At 62.8% G+C, this 17,541-nt stretch carries 16 protein-coding genes; 8 read left to right on the plus strand and 8 right to left on the minus strand.

The genetic code is table 11. The features are described 5' to 3' along the window. The first annotated feature begins 118 nt into the window (after positions 1–118). The 5 genes from NKJ40_RS19890 to NKJ40_RS19910 all read left to right on the plus strand — a co-directional run bounded on the left by NKJ40_RS19890 (position 119) and on the right by NKJ40_RS19910 (position 4,861). Positions 119–1,267 carry an acyl-CoA dehydrogenase family protein gene (locus tag NKJ40_RS19890; RefSeq protein ID WP_352467499.1) on the plus strand — a complete coding sequence of 383 codons (1,149 nt, stop codon included), beginning with the start codon at positions 119–121 and terminating at the stop codon, positions 1,265–1,267. A 75-nt stretch (positions 1,268–1,342) separates the two neighbouring features. After that, positions 1,343–1,738, plus strand: coding sequence for a RidA family protein (locus NKJ40_RS19895; protein WP_352467500.1), 396 nt, complete (start codon positions 1,343–1,345; stop codon positions 1,736–1,738). A gap of 177 nt (positions 1,739–1,915) precedes the next feature. Further along, the gene (locus NKJ40_RS19900; protein WP_352467501.1) at positions 1,916–2,707 is read left to right on the plus strand and encodes an ABC transporter substrate-binding protein; all 792 of its coding nucleotides are present in this window, start codon (positions 1,916–1,918) and stop codon (positions 2,705–2,707) included. A gap of 108 nt (positions 2,708–2,815) precedes the next feature. Next, positions 2,816–3,490, plus strand: coding sequence for an amino acid ABC transporter permease (locus NKJ40_RS19905; RefSeq protein ID WP_352467502.1), 675 nt, complete (start codon positions 2,816–2,818; stop codon positions 3,488–3,490). A 78-nt stretch (positions 3,491–3,568) separates the two neighbouring features. After that, a complete protein-coding gene (locus NKJ40_RS19910; protein ID WP_352467503.1) occupies positions 3,569–4,861 on the plus strand; it encodes a cysteine desulfurase-like protein in 1,293 nt (430 codons plus the stop codon). Here the strand turns inward: NKJ40_RS19910 and NKJ40_RS19915 are convergent. Continuing rightward, positions 4,792–5,664 (minus strand): NAD(P)H-dependent oxidoreductase, encoded by an 873-nt coding sequence (locus NKJ40_RS19915; RefSeq protein ID WP_352467504.1) that lies wholly within the window; start codon positions 5,662–5,664, stop codon positions 4,792–4,794. The two genes, NKJ40_RS19910 and NKJ40_RS19915, sit on opposite strands and share 70 nt — an antisense overlap. A 93-nt stretch (positions 5,665–5,757) precedes the next feature. Here NKJ40_RS19915 and NKJ40_RS19920 point away from each other — a divergent pair, with 93 nt between their 5' ends. Beyond that, entirely contained in the window at positions 5,758–6,675 is a 918-nt protein-coding gene (locus NKJ40_RS19920; RefSeq protein WP_352467505.1) for a LysR family transcriptional regulator, read from the plus strand. Between the two features lie 22 nt (positions 6,676–6,697). On the opposite strand, the gene NKJ40_RS19925 is transcribed toward NKJ40_RS19920, so the two are convergent. Genes NKJ40_RS19925 through NKJ40_RS19945 form a run of 5 tightly spaced genes read right to left on the minus strand, consistent with a single transcriptional unit; the run spans position 6,698 to position 11,981 of the window. Continuing rightward, positions 6,698–7,528 (minus strand): dipeptide ABC transporter ATP-binding protein, encoded by an 831-nt coding sequence (locus NKJ40_RS19925; protein WP_352467506.1) that lies wholly within the window; start codon positions 7,526–7,528, stop codon positions 6,698–6,700. Then, a complete protein-coding gene (locus tag NKJ40_RS19930) occupies positions 7,525–8,400 on the minus strand; it encodes an ABC transporter ATP-binding protein (protein ID WP_023676824.1) in 876 nt (291 codons plus the stop codon). Before NKJ40_RS19930 ends, NKJ40_RS19925 begins: the two co-directional genes overlap by 4 nt. 4 nt (positions 8,401–8,404) lie before the next feature. Next, a complete protein-coding gene (locus NKJ40_RS19935) occupies positions 8,405–9,322 on the minus strand; it encodes an ABC transporter permease subunit (RefSeq protein WP_023676823.1) in 918 nt (305 codons plus the stop codon). A 1-nt stretch (position 9,323) separates the two neighbouring features. Then, entirely contained in the window at positions 9,324–10,331 is a 1,008-nt protein-coding gene (locus NKJ40_RS19940; protein ID WP_254816243.1) for an ABC transporter permease subunit, read from the minus strand. Positions 10,332–10,388: 57 nt separating this feature from the next. After that, the gene (locus tag NKJ40_RS19945) at positions 10,389–11,981 is read right to left on the minus strand and encodes an ABC transporter substrate-binding protein (RefSeq protein WP_352467507.1); all 1,593 of its coding nucleotides are present in this window, start codon (positions 11,979–11,981) and stop codon (positions 10,389–10,391) included. Positions 11,982–12,458: 477 nt separating this feature from the next. Between NKJ40_RS19945 and NKJ40_RS19950 the strand changes: the two genes are divergently transcribed. Both NKJ40_RS19950 and NKJ40_RS19955 read left to right on the plus strand, forming a co-directional pair. Then, complete coding sequence (locus tag NKJ40_RS19950) at positions 12,459–14,411, plus strand: long-chain fatty acid--CoA ligase (RefSeq protein WP_352467508.1); 1,953 nt, start codon at positions 12,459–12,461, stop codon at positions 14,409–14,411. 37 nt (positions 14,412–14,448) lie between these two features. After that, positions 14,449–15,153 carry a class I SAM-dependent methyltransferase gene (locus NKJ40_RS19955; RefSeq protein WP_352467509.1) on the plus strand — a complete coding sequence of 235 codons (705 nt, stop codon included), beginning with the start codon at positions 14,449–14,451 and terminating at the stop codon, positions 15,151–15,153. Here NKJ40_RS19955 and NKJ40_RS19960 read toward each other — a convergent pair. Then, positions 15,137–15,859: an HAD family hydrolase gene (locus NKJ40_RS19960; RefSeq protein WP_352467510.1), complete on the minus strand. Its 723-nt coding sequence runs from the start codon at positions 15,857–15,859 to the stop codon at positions 15,137–15,139. The genes NKJ40_RS19955 and NKJ40_RS19960 overlap by 17 nt on opposite strands. Before the next feature lie 5 nt (positions 15,860–15,864). Continuing rightward, on the minus strand, positions 15,865–17,508 hold the full coding sequence (pgi, locus tag NKJ40_RS19965; protein WP_352467511.1) for a glucose-6-phosphate isomerase: 1,644 nt from the start codon (positions 17,506–17,508) through the stop codon (positions 15,865–15,867). Between the last annotated feature and the right edge of the window lie 33 nt (positions 17,509–17,541).

Raw genomic sequence — 17,541 nt, forward strand, 5'->3', positions numbered from 1 at the left:
CATCGCAGGGAGAGCCGTGGCAGCGAAGCCGCCAATCTCCCCCCTAGAGGGGGAGATGTCCGGCAGGACAGAGGGGGGCGCCGTGGAGCGCCAGGGCCGGAGAACTGTGGAGGCAGCAATGCCTGACCGTTCCTTCCTCTCCTGGCCGTTCTTCGAGGATCGCCACCGCGAGTTGGCGGAGCGGCTGGAGGCATGGTGCGCCAAGAACCTGCCGGTCGCGCATGACGACGTCGACGCCGCCTGCCGCGAGCTGGTGGCCAAGCTCGGCAAGGACGGCTGGCTGAAGCCGACGGCGCTCGATACCGACAACCCCTCACCGCTCGACGTGCGCACGCTCTGCCTCACACGCGAGACGCTGGCCCGGCATGACGGGCTGGCCGATTTCGCCTTCGCCATGCAAGGGCTCGGCACTGGTGCGCTCAGCCTGTTCGGCTCGCCCGACCAGCAGCATTGGCTGGCGAAGACACGGGCTGGCAAGGCGATTTCGGCTTTCGCGCTGTCGGAGCCGCGTTCTGGCTCGGACGTTGCCAATATGGAAATGACGGCCACACGTGACCGCGACAGCTATCTCTTGTCTGGCGAAAAGACCTGGATCTCCAACGGCGGTATCGCTGACTTTTATGTTGTCTTTGCCCGCACCGGCGAGGCGCCCGGCGCCAAGGGGCTTTCCGCCTTTGTCGTGCCTTCCGAAACCGAGGGGCTGATCGTCGCCGAGCGGCTGGAAGTGATCGCGCCGCACCCGCTCGCCCGGCTATTTTTCGACAATGCACGCGTTCCAGCCTCGGCGCTGATCGGCAAACCCGGTGACGGTTTTCGCATCGCCATGTCCGTGCTCGACGTGTTCCGTTCGACTGTCGGCGCAGCGGCGCTCGGCTTTGCCCGGCGCGCGCTGGACGAAAGCATCAAAAGAGTGGCCGAGCGCAGGCTGTTCGGTGCACCGATGGCCGAGCTGCAGATGGTGCAGGGCCACATTGCCGACATGGCGCTGGATGTCGATGCCGCCGCCTTGCTGGTCTACCGCGCCGCTTGGACCAAGGACATGGGGGCCGCTCGGGTTACCCGCGAAGCCGCCATGGCCAAGCTGTTCGCTACCGACAAAGCGCAAGCGGTGATCGACAAGGCTGTGCAGCTGCATGGCGGCGACGGCGTCCGCAGGGGCCATATCGTTGAAAGCCTGTATCGCGAGATCCGGGCGCTGCGCATCTACGAGGGGGCGTCGGACGTGCAGAAGGTGGTGATTGCGCGACAGGTATTGGGAGCGGCCTGAGACCGGAGTTTATGTGGAAGAATTGATTGTCTTCGAGTTTTGAGCGACCGGATTTGAGCATTGGGAGGCTTTGATATGCACACCATCCTGCAGCCGGAAGGCTGGGCGAAACCCGTCGGCTACGCCAATGGCGTCGCCGCGCGTGGGCAGCTTGTCTTCGTCGGCGGGCAGGTCGGCTGGAACGGGCAGGGCCGCTTCGAGACCGATGATTTTGTCGGCCAGGTGCGGCAGACGCTGGCCAATATTGTTGCTGTGCTCGCCGAGGCCGGCGCCAAGCCGGAGCATATCACCTCGATGACCTGGTACTTTACCGACAAGGCAGAATATTTGGCCAATCTCAGGGGGATCGGCGAGGTCTATCGCGAGGTGATCGGCCGGCATTTTCCGGCGATGGCCGCCATGCAGGTGATGGCGCTGGTCGAGGATCGCGCCAAGGTTGAGATCCAGGCCACGGCGGTTATTCCGGACTGACGGCAACATGCGCAATTTTTTAAGCTTAAAACTTTCGCCTTGAAAAGCGCGGTACTTTGGATAGCATCCGATGTCTTGCGACTGCCGTGCCGGGAGGGCTTTCCAGCAGTCCGGTCACTTGGCGCATCAAAACCGTGCGGGGCCAAACCCGCCCGATCACAACCAGAGGGAACGAAAATGAACTTCACCCGTCGCAACCTGCTTCTTGTTGCTGCCGCTATCGGCATCGCCGGCGGCCCGGCCTATGCCGAAGGCACGCTGAATGTCGGCGCCTATCCGACCAATCCGCCTTTTGAATACAAGAACGAGAGCGGCACATTCGAGGGTTTCGAAGTCGACATCATCAACGAAGCGGCAAAGCGTATCGGCATGACCACTGATATCGCCGACCTCGGTTTCCAGGCGCTGTTCGCCGCCACCACCTCGAAGCGCATCGACGTCGCCATCTCGTCGATCACCATCACGCCGGAGCGGCTGAAGTCGCAGTCGTTCACGCAGCCCTACTATGATTCCGACATGGGCATCGCCGCGAAGGCCGACAGCCCAATCAAGGCCGAGGCCGACCTCAAGGGCAAGATCGTCGGCGTGCTGTCCGGCTCGACTGGCGAAGCCTGGGTCAAGGCGCACCAGGAAGCGGACGGGTTCAGTGACGTCAAGGGCTACGACACCCAGCAGAATTTGCTGCTCGATCTCGGGTCAGGCCGCGTCGATGCGGTGGTCAGCGATATTCCGGGCCTGGAATATTCCTTCACCAAGATGAAGGATCTGGCGGTAAAAGAGCGCATCAAGACCGGCGAGCAGTACGGCCTGATGATGACCAAGGACCACCCGCTGCTCGGCAAGCTGAACGACGCGCTGACCGCGATGAAGACGGACGGCACGCTGGCCGCGATCCACAAGAAGTGGTTCGGCAGCGACGCACCGGCCGATTCCTCGACCGTCAAGGAAATGCCTATGCCGAAGGCCTGAACGGCAGTTCGCGCTTAAATGTCGTGCCGGCTTTCGTGCCGGCACGATTTCGGATTTCGGGCTCGGGCTCGAGCGTCGCGGGACGCCAAACGTTTCGGGAATGCTGCGATGTCGCTGCTGGACACCTTCTTCAACGCCGACGTCATGGTCTCCAGCCTGCCGGCGCTGCTGCGCGGCTTCCTGAACACGCTGCTGCTCGGAATCATGAGCATCGGCATCGGTATTCCCGTCGGCCTCGCGGTCAGCCTAGTGCGGCTCTATGCGCCAAAGCCGCTTCGGCTGCTGGCTGTCGGCTACATCGACATTTTCCGGGCGATGCCGGTGCTGGTCGTGCTGATCCTGATCTACTATGCGCTGCCGTTCCTCGGCATTCGCCTGTCATCGTGGACGTCCGCGGTGATGGCCTTCGCCATCATCATGGCGGCCTATTCGGCCGAGGTGTTCCGCTCCGGCATAGAAAGCATTCCGCGCGGCCAGTTCGAGGCGGCGCAGGCACTCGGCCTGCCGTTCTTGCTGACCCTGCGCAAGGTGGTACTGCCGCAGGCGATCCGCGTCGTCATTCCACCGATGACCAGCAATTGCGTTTCGATGTTCAAGGACACCTCGCTCGCCTCCACGGTAGCATTGCCTGAACTGCTGAAGGAAGCGACCAATGCGCAATCGCTCTATGCCAATCCTTCACCGCTGATCGGCGCGGCGCTGGTCTACCTGATCTTTCTCTGGCCGATGGTCCGTCTCGTCAGCCTCCTGGAACGCCGCTTCCAGACCGAAAAGACCCGCTGAGGGCGCGAACGATTTCCATCGGCCAATTCTCCTAAATATCAACTTTCCTATCCGTTAGGCACTTCGCAGGAGACGACCTTGAACCAGCATCAGATTTCGAAAACCGGCGATGCCGCAGCGTTCCCGGTCGAGACGATCCGCGCGATGTTTCCCGCCTTGCAGAAGGCGGGCGACTTCGTCTTCATGGACAACGCCGCCGGCGCGCAGATCCCGCAAAGCGTGCTCGATGCGGTCACCAACCATTTGGTCGCGCATAATGTGCAGCGCGGCGGCCGCTATGGCCGCAGCGTCACCGTCGACCAAGCCGTCGCCGGCGCGCGCGAAAGCGTGGCCTTGCTGATCAACGCCGCCAACCCGGCGGAGATCTGTTTCGGCATGAACGCCACTTCGTTCATCCGCCTGGTCAGCCTCGGCATCGGCCAGATGCTTTCTGAGCGCGCAAACGGGGACCGTGACGAGATCGTCATCACCGACATGGATCACGACGCCAATATCGCGACGTGGCTGGCGCTGGCGCCCGCCGGCGCCAAGTTCAAATGGTGGCGGATGCGCGATGACGGCAATCTGCATGCCGATGATTTGCGCCCGCTGGTCTCCGAGCGCACCCGGCTCGTCGCCTGCACGGTGACGGCGCATTCGATCGGCTCGATTGTCGACGTTGCCTCCGTGGCTGGGATTGCGCATGCGGCAGGCGCTGAAGTGTTCCTCGACTGCGTGCATTACGGGCCGCACGGGCTGATCGATGTGCAGGCCTGGGACTGCGACTATCTGGTCTGCTCCGGCTACAAGAATTTCTCGCCGCACATGGGCTTCCTGTGGGGCCGCTTCGAAACGCTGAAGCGCTTGCCGACCTTCCGCGAGGATTTCATCCCCGACGAGCCGCCTTACAAGATCGAGGCCGGCACGTTCATCTACGAAAACGTCTCCGGCATGGATGCCGCGGTGCGCTACCTCGAATCGATCGGCCGCAATTTCGCTCCAGCCAATAATCGGTCGCGCCGCGACAACATCGTCGCCGGCATGAATGCCATCCGCGACTACGAGCAGGTGCTGGCGCGCGAAATGCTGGCGGTGCTCAAAGATTGCGGCGCGACGATCTACGGCGTGGCCGAAGAGGCACGCCTCAGCGAGCGCGTGCCGACCTTCTGCTTCAACATCGGCACGCTGTCGCCGCAGAGGATCGTCGAGGAGATGGCCGAGATGCAGATCGGCATTCGCGACGGCCACATGTATGCGCCGCGCCTGATGAAGCGGCTCAACCTCAGCATGGACAGCGGCGCCGTGCGCGCCTCGCTGGTGCATTACAATACGATCGAGGAAGTCCGGCGCTTCGGCGAGGCGCTGCGCACCATCATTGCCCGGCTGTCCTGATCGGGCTGGCCGGCGGCGCCGGCGCGATCCTCGTGAAGCGCAAAGGCGTTCGCACCCGGGTTCTCCAAGCCGGGGCGCAATTGCATGCTTGGGATCAAGTAATCGCCGCCATTCTGCTGCCGATAAGGAATGGGCCGGATTGTCTCGAGCGTTCGCATCCTTTCGCGCAGTCGCTCCGCGACAGGCTCGAAATCCGCCTCCCCGAAACGGTCCACCCTGTAGACCACGAACGGCGGAAGCACGTCGTAGCCCGGATAGTAGAGAATTCCGTGATTGATCGGAAACAGCAGGTCGTCGATCGGGCCGTTGACGCCGCGGGCGGAATAATGCTCCTCCCAGCCGCCGGTGGTCACGATCAGCATCGCGCGCTTGCCGGCGAGCGTTCCCTCACCAAAGCGGTCACCCCACCGCTTGTCGCTGTGCTCGCCGACGCCATAGGCGAAGCCGTAGGCGTACACCCGATCGACCCAGCCCTTGAGGATCGCCGGCATGGCGTACCACCACAACGGGAACTGGAGGATCAGGGTATCGGCCCATAGCAGCTTGTCGATCTCGGCTTTGACGTCACCGGTCAGAGTGCCGCTCGCAAAAGCCTTTTTGGAGGCGCCGGCCGGCAGGAAACGTGCTTCGGGCGGCCACGACGGAAAGTCGGCACGGTCTACCTCGGATTTCCAGCCATCGGCATAGAGGTCGGACACCCGCACCTCGTGGCCCTGGGCCTCGAGTTCCCTGATGGCGACGTCACGCAACGCGCCGTTGAGCGAACGCGGTTCAGGATGAGCAAAAACAAGCAGGACTTTCATGGGTCTACTCCGAAGAAGGGCGATAGACACCAAAGGTATCCAGCCGTGGGCTGATCCGCTATATGTAGTGAATGTATAAGATAATGCCGAATAATGGATAGATCGGACGTCACCCTCGAACGCATGCGCACCTTCGTTCGCGTCGCCGAGCGCGGCAGCCTCTCGGCGGTGGCGCGCGAGCTCGGAGTTGGGCAGTCGACGATCACACGGCATTTGCGGGAACTCGAGGAGGCCGTCGGCGTGCCCCTGCTCAGCAGGACCACCCGGCGTGTCACGATGACCGATGAAGGCAGCCGTTACTACGCCGACAGCGTCCAGATCCTGCGCCTCGTTGAGCAGGCCGGCGATGAGGCGCGGGGCACGCGCGGCGCGTCGGCCGGCACGATCCGGATATCCTGCACGGCGGCGCTCGGGGTCTTGCATGTCAGCCGGCTGATCTTCGCCTTTCAGGACCGCTATCCCGACATCGGCATCGATCTCAGCCTCACCGACGAGCGCATCGATCTCGTGCGGGAGGGAGTCGACATCGCGCTTCGCCTCGGTCCGCTCACCGACAGCTCGATGAAGCTGCGGGCGCTCGGCCAGTCCCGGCGTTTGCTGGTGGCGGCGCCGGCCTATCTGGCGGCGCAGGGCAGACCGGCTGTCCCGCAGGATCTGCCTGGCCATGACGGCATCCGGATGTCGAACATCGCGGGAAGCGACATGCTCGTCCTGCAGGGGCCGGACGGCGAGAGCTTTGCGGTGCCCTTTGACGGGCGATTTCGGGTCGACCATGGGCTTGCCGCGCGCGAAGCCCTTGTCGCCGGACGCGGCATCGCACCCGCGCACCACTGGCTTGTCGACGATCTTCTGACGGCCGGCCGGCTGGAGGTGGTCATGGGCTATTTTCCGCCTCCCGTCCCGCTGAACATGCTGATCGTTCCGGAGCGTGCGGGCATTGCCCGGGTGCGGCTGCTGGTCGACTTTCTCGTCGAGCAGATTGCCGGCATTCCGGGGATCGAGAAGCGGTAGCCGGCCGGCAAACCTCGCCGGATCAGGCGGCCTTCTTTTTGGCCAACCTTGCCTTGATGCTGGCGACGTCGGCACGCGGCGTCGCCGCGAACAGCGTCCTGGTGTAGCTGTGCTTGGGGTCGGCGAAGACCTCGTCGCGCGAGCCGTATTCGACCGCTTCGCCGAAATACATCACCATCACGTCGTCGGCGATATAGCGCACCACCGACAGGTCGTGGCTGATGAAAACATAGGTCAGCTGAAACTCGTCCTGCAGGTCGGCGAGCAGGTTCAGCACCTGCGCCTGCACCGACAGGTCAAGCGCCGAGACCGGCTCGTCCAGCACCAGGAGGCTGGGGTTGAGCATCAGCGCGCGGGCGATGGCGATCCGCTGGCGCTGGCCGCCCGAAAACATATGCGGGTAGCGATTATAGTGCTCGGGGCCGAGACCGACCTTCTTCAGCATCTTCATGGCAAGATCGCGCCGCTCGTCGGCCGTGCTGTCGGTGTTGATGAGCAGCGGCTCGCCAAGCACGTCGCCGATCTTCTGGCGTGGATTGAGCGAACCATAGGGGTTCTGGAAGACGATCTGCACCTTGCGACGCATTTCCTTCGACAGGCCGTCCCTGCCAATGTCGACCTTCTTGCCGTCGATGAAAAGCTCGCCAGAGGTCGCCGGGTCGATCAGGGTGATGATGCGGGCGAGTGTTGACTTGCCGCAGCCGCTCTCGCCGACGATGGCCAGCGTCTTGCCCTTGTTGACGCTGAACGAAACACCCTTGACCGCATGAACCGTACGGGAGGGGCGGAAAAGCCCGCCGCCGACATGATAGTCGCGCACGATGTTCTTGCCTTCGACTACCGTCACGCTCATGAGGCGGTTCCTCCTGCGGACCGGGCTGCGACTACAGATGGGGCCGGCTCGAACAGCATGTCGGAAACAGTAGGCAACCGGTCGCCGACGGCGTTTTCCGGCAGCGCCGACAGGAGCGCGCGCGTGTAGTTGCTCTTGGGGGATTCGAACAGCGACAGCACGTCGGCCTCTTCCATCTTGCGGCCCTTGTACTGGACGATGACACGGTCGGCGGTCTCGGCAACCACCCCCATATTGTGGGTGATCATGATCAGGCCCATGCCATATTTGGCCTGCAGGCCGACCAGCAGATCGAGGATCTGCTTCTGGATGGTGACGTCGAGGGCCGTGGTTGGCTCGTCGGCGATCAAAAGCTTCGGATTGCAGGCGATGGCAATGGCGATCATGACGCGCTGGCACTGGCCGCCCGACATCTGGTGCGGGAAGGAGCCCAGCCGTTCCTCGGGGTCGGCGATGCCGACGAGCTTCATCAACTCGATGGCGCGCGCCCGGCGCTGGGCGCGGTCCATGCCCATGTGGAAGCGCAGCACCTCCTCGATCTGGAAGCCGACGGTGAAGCACGGGTTGAGGCTGGCGACTGGTTCCTGGAAGATCATCGAAATGTCCTTGCCGACGATCTTGCGCCGCTCGGATGGGCCGAGCTTGAGCAGGTCGATGCCGTCGAAGGCCATGCGGTCGGCCCTCACTGTGGCGGTGTTGGGCAAAAGCCCCATCACCGCCAGCATCGCCACCGATTTGCCGGAACCGGATTCGCCGACGATCGCCAGCACCTCGCGCGGTTCGACCGACAGGTCGATACCTTGTACCGCCATGAATGGTCCGGCGGCGGTGTCGAAGGAAACGGTCAGGTTCTTGATCTCGAGAAGAGGCATTGGATTATGACCTCTTCAGTTTGGGATCGAAGGCATCGCGCAAGCCGTCGCCGATCAGATTGATTGCAAGCACAGTGATCAGGATGGCAAGGCCGGGGAAGGTCACCACCCAAGGCGCGCGCAGGATGAACTCGCGCGCCGAGGCGAGCATCGTGCCCCATTCCGGCGTCGGCGGCTGCGCACCGACACCGAGGAAGCCGAGCGCCGCAGCCTCGAGAATGGCGTTGGAGAAGGACAACGTCGCCTGTACGATCAGCGGCGCCAGGCAGTTCGGCAGGATCGTCCTCACCATCAAGCGAAGATGACCGGCGCCGGCCACCTTGGCGGAGATCACATATTCGCGGTTCTTTTCGGCCATCACGGCGGCGCGGGTGAGACGCGCGAAATGCGGCTGCAGCACCAGCGCGATCGCCAGCATGGCGTTGAACAGGCCGGGGCCGAGGATCGCCACCAGCACCAGCGCCAGAAGCAGCGACGGGAAGGCCAGGATGATATCCATGATGCGCATGATCAGCGTGTCGACCCAGCCGCGGAAATAGCCGGCGAGCACGCCAAGCACGATGCCGCTGGTAAGCGAGAAGACGACGACCACCAAGCCGATGAACAGCGAGAAACGCGCCCCGAAGATCAACCGTGAAAGCATGTCGCGGCCGACCGCATCGGTGCCGAGCAGGAACATCGATTTGCCGCCTTCCTGCCAGGCAGGAGGTGCCAGCAGCGCATCGCGAAACTGCTCGTCGGGCGAATGCGGCGCGACGAACGGCGCAAAGATCGCCACCAGCACCAGCGCCGAAAACACGACAAGGCCGATGACGGCCCCGGTGTTCATCGAGAAGTAGTGCCAGAACTCGGCAAACGCCCTTTGCCTGCCGCCTGTCGGGATGGAGGCAGCGGTGGCTTCGGCGGCGGATTCGTCGGTCATCTCACTGCACCCGGATGCGCGGATTGATGACGGCGTAGAGCACGTCGACGATCAGGTTCACCGCCATGACGATCAGCGCGATGATCAGCAATCCGCTCTGGACGACGACATAGTCGCGCTTGCCGATGGCGTCGATCATCCATTTGCCAATGCCTGGCCAGGAAAAAATGGTTTCGGTCAGAATGGCGCCCGCCATCAACGTGCCGACCTGCAAGCCAATGGTGGTGACCACCGGGATCAGCGCGTTGCGAAAAGCGTGCAGCCCGATGACGCGGCGCGGCGCCAAGCCCTTGGCGCGCGCGGTGCGCACATAGTCCTCGCCCAGCACCTCGAGCATCGCCGAGCGCGTCTGGCGCGCTATGACGGCAAGCGGGATCGTCGCCAGCACGATCGACGGCAGGATCAAATGGCTGACGGCAGATTTGAAAGCGCCGCTCCTGCCGGAGATCAGACTGTCGATGAGCATGAACCCGGTCGTCGGCCTGAAGAAATACTGCAGGCCGATGCGGCCGGAAACCGGCGTCCAGCCAAGATAGCCCGAGAAGAAGATGATGAGCAGCAACCCCCACCAGAAGATCGGCATCGAATAGCCGGTCAGCGCCACACCCATCGTCGCCTGGTCGAACCACGAGCCGCGCTTGACCGCGGCGAAGATACCGGCGGGAATGCCGAGCAGGATGGCGATGATCAACGCCACCGTCGCCAGTTCCAGCGTGGCCGGAAACAGCGCCTGGAATTCTCCGAGTACTGGCCGCTTGGTGGCAATGGATATGCCGAAATCGCCGGTCAGGACCCTGCCGATATATTCGAGGTACTGGATGACATAGGGCCGGTTGTAGCCAAACTGCTCGATGAGCTGGGCATAGCGCTCGGGGCTGACGCCGCGCTCGCCGGCCAGGGCCAGGATGGGATCGCCAGGCAGAAGCCGGACGAAAGCGAACGCCGCCAGCGATATGCCGAACACGGTCGGGATGATCAAAGCGAGCTTGTGGAGGAGATAACGGAGCATCTTGCTTCATAGAACGGCGGCGCGGGAAGTCCAGCGCCGCCGTTCAATTTCTCGGGCTTATTCGGTGACGTCGACGCCGTCAAACCGATGAATGCCGAGCGGGTCCATAACGAAGCCCGACACCTTCTTGTTCATCGGCATGAAGACCTTGGAGTGGGCGATGGTCAGCCACGGAGCCTCACGCTTGAACACCACCTGAGCTTCCTCGTAGATTTTGGTGCGCTCGGCGACGTCGGTCGTCGCCTTGCCCTTCTTCAGCAGGCCTTCGAACTCCTGATTGCACCAGATTGCATAGTTGGACTGGCCGATGGCATCGCAACCGAGCAAGAAAAAGAAGTTGTCCGGATCGCCATTGTCACCGGTCCAGCCTAGTTGGAAGGCGCCGTCGCGATCCTTAGCCTTGCCGCGCTGGCGGTACTCGGTCCATTCGTAGCTGACGATCTCCGCCTTGACGCCGACGGCGGCATAGTCGGCCTGGATCAACTCGGCGACGCGCTGGGCGTTCGGGTTGTAGGGACGGCTGACCGGCATAGCCCAGATCTTCATCGACAGATCCTTGACGCCCGCGTCGGCCAGCATCTTCTTGGCCGCCTCTGGATCATAGGGATCGTCCTTGATGTCCTTGTTGTAGGACCACATGGTCGGCGGGATCGGGTTGATGGCCGGCGCGCCGGCGCCCTGATAGACCGCGTCGATGATCGCCTTCTTGTTCACCGCCATGTTGAGAGCCTTGCGGACCTCGACCTTGTCGAAGGGCGGCTGCGTCGTGTTGTAAGCCATGTAGCCGATATTCAGGCCTTCCTGCTCGTCAACCTTGAGGTTCGTGTCGGCCTGCAGTCCGGCGATGTCGGCCGGCGCCGGGTACGACATGATATCGCACTCGCCGGCCTTGAGCTTCTGCGCGCGCACGGCCGGATCGGGCGTGATGGCGAAGATCAGATCGTCGATCTTCTGGCGGCCGCCATAGTAGCCGTCCCATGCCGCGTAGCGGATGACCGCATCGACCTGATAGTCGACGAACTGGAACGGACCGGTGCCGATCGGTTTCTGGGTGAACTGCTGCCGAGTGCCGGCCTTGTCGAGCTGGTCGGCATATTCCTTGGAGACGATCGAGGCGAAATCCATGCCGAGATCCGGCAGGAAGGCAACCTCAGGCTTGTTCAGCACGAATTTCACGGTCAGATCGTCGACCTTGACGATTTCCTTCAGAAGTTCCGGGAAGCCCATGCCGGCAAAATATTCCCAGCCGGTACCTTCCAGATAGCTAAACCACGGGCTTTCCTTCTTCCACTGGCGTTCGAAAGAAAAGATCACGTCGTCGGCGTTAAGGTCGCGCGTCGGCGTGAAATAGTCGGTCGTCTGGAATTTCACACCCGGGCGAAGCTTGAACGTGTATTCGAGACCGTCGTCGGAAACCGTCCAGCTCTCGGCGAGGCCGGGCGAGATGGTGGTCTTGCCATGCTCGAACTCGACCAGGCGCGAATAGATGGTGCGCGACGAGGCGTCGAAGTCGTTGCCGCCGCTCCATGGTGACGGGTCGAAGCCGGCCGGCGATGCCTCCGAGCAATAGACCAGTTGTTTTGCATTGGCCATGCCGCCGAGGACGCTTGCAGCCAGCAACGCGGCTGCAAAAGTCAGTTTCTTTTTCATTGAGCACTCCCTGATGTTCTTCCAAGCCCCTCTATCAGGCTCGCGAAGGCCGCATATAAGCACCGTTTTTCTAGCTTTGGAACTGCTCGTTTGCCTAACCCACGGGAAGCAGAAAAAAATTCCGGCACGCAGCAAATTGTGGAAAAAACGAGCGGAATCCGCAGATCACGACATTATTAGCGACTTCAATTTTTTGTTGATCGGCGATGCCGCCAATTGGGGGAATCGAGCCGTTCGGTTCAAGAGATGCGCGTCCGAAAAGCAGTCGCGGCCGAGAGGTTTGACAGCAAGTCTTGCCGCACTGCCAGGTGGGCGAGGCTTGCACGGCCGCCGCTAGTGGCAATACATAGATAGATGGACGGCGTGCTGGATTTCCCGGGTTCCGGACATTGCGGCAGCGTGGATACCTTTGTTCGTCAGGGGCGGCGGTGGCGCTCAAGCGTGCCGAAACAATAAGAACGATTGAGGGAGCGACAGGTGGCAAAACCGGCAAAGACAACGACCGCGGCGAAAGCAAAGGCCGAGGCAACATCGAAAGTGGTCAAGCCAAAAGCAGCCGCAACCAAACCGAAGGCTACCGCCAGGCCGGCGGCGAAAACCGCGGCTGGAAAGGCTGCCAAGCCGACAGCCGGCAAGACGGCGCCTGCCGCAAAGTCCGCCGCCGCCAAGCCGGCGGCGAAGGCAGTGCCGACAGCGCCCAAACAGGCGGCAGGTCCAGCCAAGAGATTACCGAAGGCGATCACGTCGCTGGCCGCCGGCCTGCCGGAAAAACCGTGGCTCAAGAGTTACCCAAAGATCGTGCCGGCTGAGATCGGCAACCTGCCCTCCAGCTCGATCGGTGACTTTCTCGTCGCCGCCTGCAAGCAGTTTGCGAATCGGCCGGCCTTCGTCTGCATGGGCAAATCGATCACCTATGCCGACCTCGAGCGACAATCGGCGGCCTTCGGCGCCTATCTGCAATCAAAGGGGCTGCAGAAGGGCGCGCGCGTCGCGGTGATGATGCCGAATGTGCTGCAATATCCAGTGGCGATGATGGCAGTGCTCCGCGCCGGCTATGTCGTGGTGAACATCAATCCGCTCTACACGCCGCGCGAACTGGAGCACCAGCTCAAGGATTCCGGCGCTCAAGCCATTGTCATCCTCGAAAATTTCGCCTGCACCTTGCAGGCGGTGATCGCCAGGACCGCGGTCAAGCATGTCGTGGTCGCCACGATGGGCGACATGCTCGGTGGGCTCAAGGGAACGATCGTCAACTTCGTTGTACGCCGCGTCAAGAAAATGGTGCCGGCATGGTCGCTGCCCGGCCATGTCAAATTCAACGCCGCGCTGAAGGCCGGCGCCGGCATGGCCTTCAGGCCCGCAAAGGTCGCGGCCGACGACATCGCCTTCCTGCAATACACGGGCGGCACGACCGGCATCTCCAAGGGCGCGATGCTTTTGCACAGCAACATTTTGGCGAACGTCGCGCAGAACGCGCTATGGGCCGAAGACGCCTTTACCGTCAAACCGAAGCCGGCGCATATGAACTTCCTCTGCGCGCTGCCGCTCTATCACATTTTTGCGCTGACGGCGAACGTGCTGGTAGGCATGCAGCAAGGCGCGCAGAATGTCCTCATCCCCAATCCGCGCGACATTCCCGGCTTCGTCAAGGAGCTGCAGAAATACCCGATCCACATCTTTCCGGGCCTCAACACGCTGTTCAATGCGCTGCTCAATAATGAGGATTTTCGCAAGCTCGATTTCAAGCCGCTGATCCTGACGCTGGGTGGCGGCATGCCGGTGCAGAGGGCCATCGCCGAGCGCTGGAAGGCGCTGACCGGCTGCCCGATTAGCGAGGCCTACGGGCTCACCGAGACCTCGCCGGGGGCAACCATCAACAAATTCAGCGACGGCGTTTACACCGGCACGATCGGCCTGCCGCTGCCCTCGACCGAGCTCGCCATCCGCGACGACGACGGCAACAATTTGCCGCTCGGCGAAGTCGGCGAAATCTGCATCCGCGGACCGCAGGTGATGGCCGGCTACTGGAACCGGCCGGACGAGACCGCCAAGGTGATGACCGAGGACGGCTTCTTCAAGTCGGGCGACATGGGCTTCATGGACGAGCGCGGCTACACCAAGATCGTCGACCGCAAGAAGGACATGATCCTGGTTTCCGGCTTCAACGTCTATCCGAACGAACTCGAGGAAGTGGTGGCGCAGCATCCGGGCGTACTCGAAGTGGCGGCGATCGGCGTGCCGGACGAGCATTCGGGTGAAGTGCCGAAGCTGTTCGTCGTCAAAAAGGACCCGGCACTGACCGCCGAGATGCTGACGGCTTATTGCCGCGAAAACCTGACCGGCTACAAGCGCCCCAGATATATCGAGTTCCGCACCGAGCTGCCGAAGACACCGGTCGGCAAGATCCTGCGCCGGGCGTTGCGGGGCTAGGCGCAGCTTGAGTCATTGCATCGCCGGCGCCAACGCCATGGATACAGGTGCGCGTCCGGACCCGGCAGAGTTCATCCGGGCGAACATGCGGATCGCGGCAGTGCCTGCGATTCCCGACATTCGGCTTTACACCGCCCATCCGGGAAGCGGGCTCAGGCGGCTTGTCGAGTGGAACCAACACGCGACCGAAGAAGACGGGCCTGAACCGGAGCCACCGTACTGGGCCTATGTCTGGGCCGGCGGCGCGGTGCTCGCCCGCTACATATTCGACCGGCCGGAGACCGTGGCCGGCCGTCGCGTGCTCGACCTCGGCGCCGGTTCGGGTCTCGTCGGCATCGCAGCGGCAAAAGCCGGGGCAAGCGCGGTCGTCGCGGCCGAGATCGATCGCAATGGTGTGGTTGCGCTCGGCCTCAATGCGACGGCAAATGATGTTGTGATCGCGACGATCGGCGAGGACATCACCAGCGGTCCGCCGCCACCGGTGGATGTCGTGGTGGTCGGCGACCTGTTTTATGCCCATGATCTCGCCGGCCGGGTCGTTCCCTTCCTCGACCGCTGCCTTGCAGCCGGCATCGCCGTGCTGATCGGCGATCCGGGCCGCGCCTATCTGCCCCGCTCGCGGCTTCGCCTGCTGGCCGAATACGAGGTGACGGATGTCGGCGAAGGCAGGAATGCGGCGATGAAGCCGAGCGGCGTGTTCTCGTTCGGACCAGCCAGCTGCGAGTCTAGACCGTCTCGCTGACCCGGGCCGCAAGAAAATCGGGCAGATCGGCAACCGAATCCAGGATGACGTCGGCGATCTGCGACAGCGATTCACGTGTGCCGGTGCCGGACAGCACGCCGATCGCCAGGCCGCAGCCGCCGGCGCGCGCCATCTCCAGATCGTGGCGATTATCGCCGATCATTGCGATCGTCGCCGGCCTGAGCCCGGTCAGATCCGAGAAGGCAAGGATCGTGTCCGGTGCCGGTTTTGGATTGGCCACCGCGTCGTAACCATAGGCGGCTTCGAAAAGCTGCGCGACGCCCAGCGTTACCAAGGTCTTTTCCGCGCCGCTGGTCGAGTCGTTGGTGGCGACGCCAAGCCGGTAGGATTTCCTGTGAAGCAGCCCGAGCGTCTCGACCACGCCCGGCAGCGCCACCGCCATTGCCGATCCTTGCGCCGAAGTGATGGCGTTGAAGCGGGCGACGGCAAGCATCTGGTCCTCGTCGGAAAGCCGTGGAAACCACAGCTCGACGACGTCCATGTTTGTGCCGGAGGCAAAAATCGAATCCGGCTTGAAGCGCTTGGTGGCGAAGTCGAAGCCCGCTGCCGCAAGCAGCCTGTCTGCTTTCCAGCGATCGCCTTCGGCCGCATCCATCGCCATGAAGTCGGCGATGCCCAGCCATGTCGCGTTGAAATCTACGAGCGTGCCGTCCTTGTCGAACAATATTCCCTTGATGTCCGCCAAGCTTTTCACTCCGGGCCGCGCAAGCGGTGAATGTATTCCACCAGTCCGGCAGTCGAGGCATCCCGCTTTGCGGCATTCTCCTTGCCTTCAACGACGGGCAGCAGCCCGGTCGCCAGTTCCTTGCCGAGCTCGACGCCCCACTGGTCGAAGGAGTTGATGTTGAACAGCGTGCCTTCGACGAAGACGCGGTGTTCGTAGAGCGCAATCAGCCGTCCGAACGTGTGGGGGTCGAGTTTCCTGTAGAGGATCGTCACCGAGGGGCGGTCGCCGGAGAAGACGCGGTGCGGAGCAATCCTGTCGACATCGGCCGGCTTCATGCCTTTCGCCAGCATCTGCGCGCGGGCTTCCTCAAGCGTGCGGCCCTTCATGAAGGCTTCCGACTGCGCCAGGCAATTGGCGAGCAGAAGGTCGTGGTGATGCTTCAGTTCCGGCTCGTGGCCGACGGCAGCGGCAAGGAATTCGACCGGAATGAAATCGGTGCCCTGATGCAGAAGCTGGAAGAAGGCATGCTGGCCATTGGTGCCGGGCTCGCCCCACACCAGCGGGCCCGTCGGCGTCGTTACAGCGCCGCCGTCCAGGGTGACGCTCTTGCCGTTCGATTCCATGTCGAGCTGCTGCAGATAGGCCGGCAGCCTGGACAGACGCTGGTCGTAAGGAATGACGGCGCGAGCGGGGTATTTGCAGACCACCCGGTGCCACCAGCCGATCAGCCCCATCAGCGCCGGCAGGTTCTTCGCCAGGGGCGCGGTGCGGAAATGCTCGTCCATCTCATGGGCGCCGTCGAGAAAGGCGCGAAAATTCCTTGGCCCGACGGCGATCATCACCGGCAGGCCGATCGCACCCCAGACGGAATAGCGGCCGCCGACCCAGTCCCAGAAGCCGAAGACGCGATCGGGCGCGATGCCGAATTTGGCGACCAGGTCGAGCGCCGTCGAGACGGCGGCGAAATGCTTGCCGACCGCTTCCTTGCCGAGCGCCTTCTCGACCCATCCGCGCGCGGTCTCGGCATTGGTCATCGTCTCGACCGTGGTGAAGGTCTTGGAGGCGATGATGAACAGGGTGGTTTCGGCGGAAAGACCCTTCAGCGTGTCGTGGATGTGGGCACCGTCGATATTGGATACGTAATGCGCGCGCGGCCCGTCATGATAGGGCGCCAGCGCCAGCGTCGCCATGGCCGGACCGAGATCGGAGCCGCCGATGCCGATGTTTACGATGTCGGTGATCTTCTTGCCGGTCGCGCCGGCCGCCTTGCCGGAACGCACCGCGTCGGCGAAGGCGCCCATCGCGTCGAGTACGGCAAGGACTTCCGCCTTCACGTCCTGGCCGTCGAGCACGATGCCCTTGCCGGTCAGGTTGCGCAGCGCCGTGTGCAGCACGGCGCGGCCTTCGGTGACGTTGATCTTCTTGCCAGCAAACATCGCGTCGCGCCGGCCTTCGAGGTCGGCGGCCTCAGCTAGGTTCTCCAGCAACTCCATCGTCCGCGCATCGACCGCGCATTTCGACCAGTCGAGCAGCAGGTCGCCGTCGCTGGCGGAGAATTTCTCGAAGCGCTGCGGATCGGTAGCGAAAGCCTCGCGCATCGAGCCCGATTTGGCCGCACGATGATCGCGCAATGCGTCGAGCTGCTTTTGAAAGGACGATTGATCCACTGCTTCGCTCCGGTCTCTTGAGATGCATCTTAT

It is taken from the genome of Mesorhizobium sp. M0119 (genome assembly GCF_040322615.1).
Lineage (GTDB): Bacteria > Pseudomonadota > Alphaproteobacteria > Rhizobiales > Rhizobiaceae > Mesorhizobium.

Bases quoted from the DNA above. Each gene is read 5' to 3' on its own strand.
- NKJ40_RS19890 (WP_352467499.1), top strand. From the start codon at position 119: ATGCCTGACCGTTCCTTCCTCTCCTGGCCGTTCTTCGAGGATCGCCAC.
- NKJ40_RS19895 (WP_352467500.1), top strand. From the start codon at position 1,343: ATGCACACCATCCTGCAGCCGGAAGGCTGGGCGAAACCCGTCGGCTAC.
- NKJ40_RS19900 (WP_352467501.1), top strand. From the start codon at position 1,916: ATGAACTTCACCCGTCGCAACCTGCTTCTTGTTGCTGCCGCTATCGGC.
- NKJ40_RS19905 (WP_352467502.1), top strand. From the start codon at position 2,816: ATGTCGCTGCTGGACACCTTCTTCAACGCCGACGTCATGGTCTCCAGC.
- NKJ40_RS19915 (WP_352467504.1), bottom strand. From the start codon at position 5,664: ATGAAAGTCCTGCTTGTTTTTGCTCATCCTGAACCGCGTTCGCTCAAC.
- NKJ40_RS19920 (WP_352467505.1), top strand. From the start codon at position 5,758: ATGGATAGATCGGACGTCACCCTCGAACGCATGCGCACCTTCGTTCGC.
- NKJ40_RS19925 (WP_352467506.1), bottom strand. From the start codon at position 7,528: ATGAGCGTGACGGTAGTCGAAGGCAAGAACATCGTGCGCGACTATCAT.
- NKJ40_RS19930 (WP_023676824.1), bottom strand. From the start codon at position 8,400: ATGCCTCTTCTCGAGATCAAGAACCTGACCGTTTCCTTCGACACCGCC.
- NKJ40_RS19935 (WP_023676823.1), bottom strand. From the start codon at position 9,322: ATGACCGACGAATCCGCCGCCGAAGCCACCGCTGCCTCCATCCCGACA.
- NKJ40_RS19940 (WP_254816243.1), bottom strand. From the start codon at position 10,331: ATGCTCCGTTATCTCCTCCACAAGCTCGCTTTGATCATCCCGACCGTG.
- NKJ40_RS19945 (WP_352467507.1), bottom strand. From the start codon at position 11,981: ATGAAAAAGAAACTGACTTTTGCAGCCGCGTTGCTGGCTGCAAGCGTC.
- NKJ40_RS19955 (WP_352467509.1), top strand. From the start codon at position 14,449: ATGGATACAGGTGCGCGTCCGGACCCGGCAGAGTTCATCCGGGCGAAC.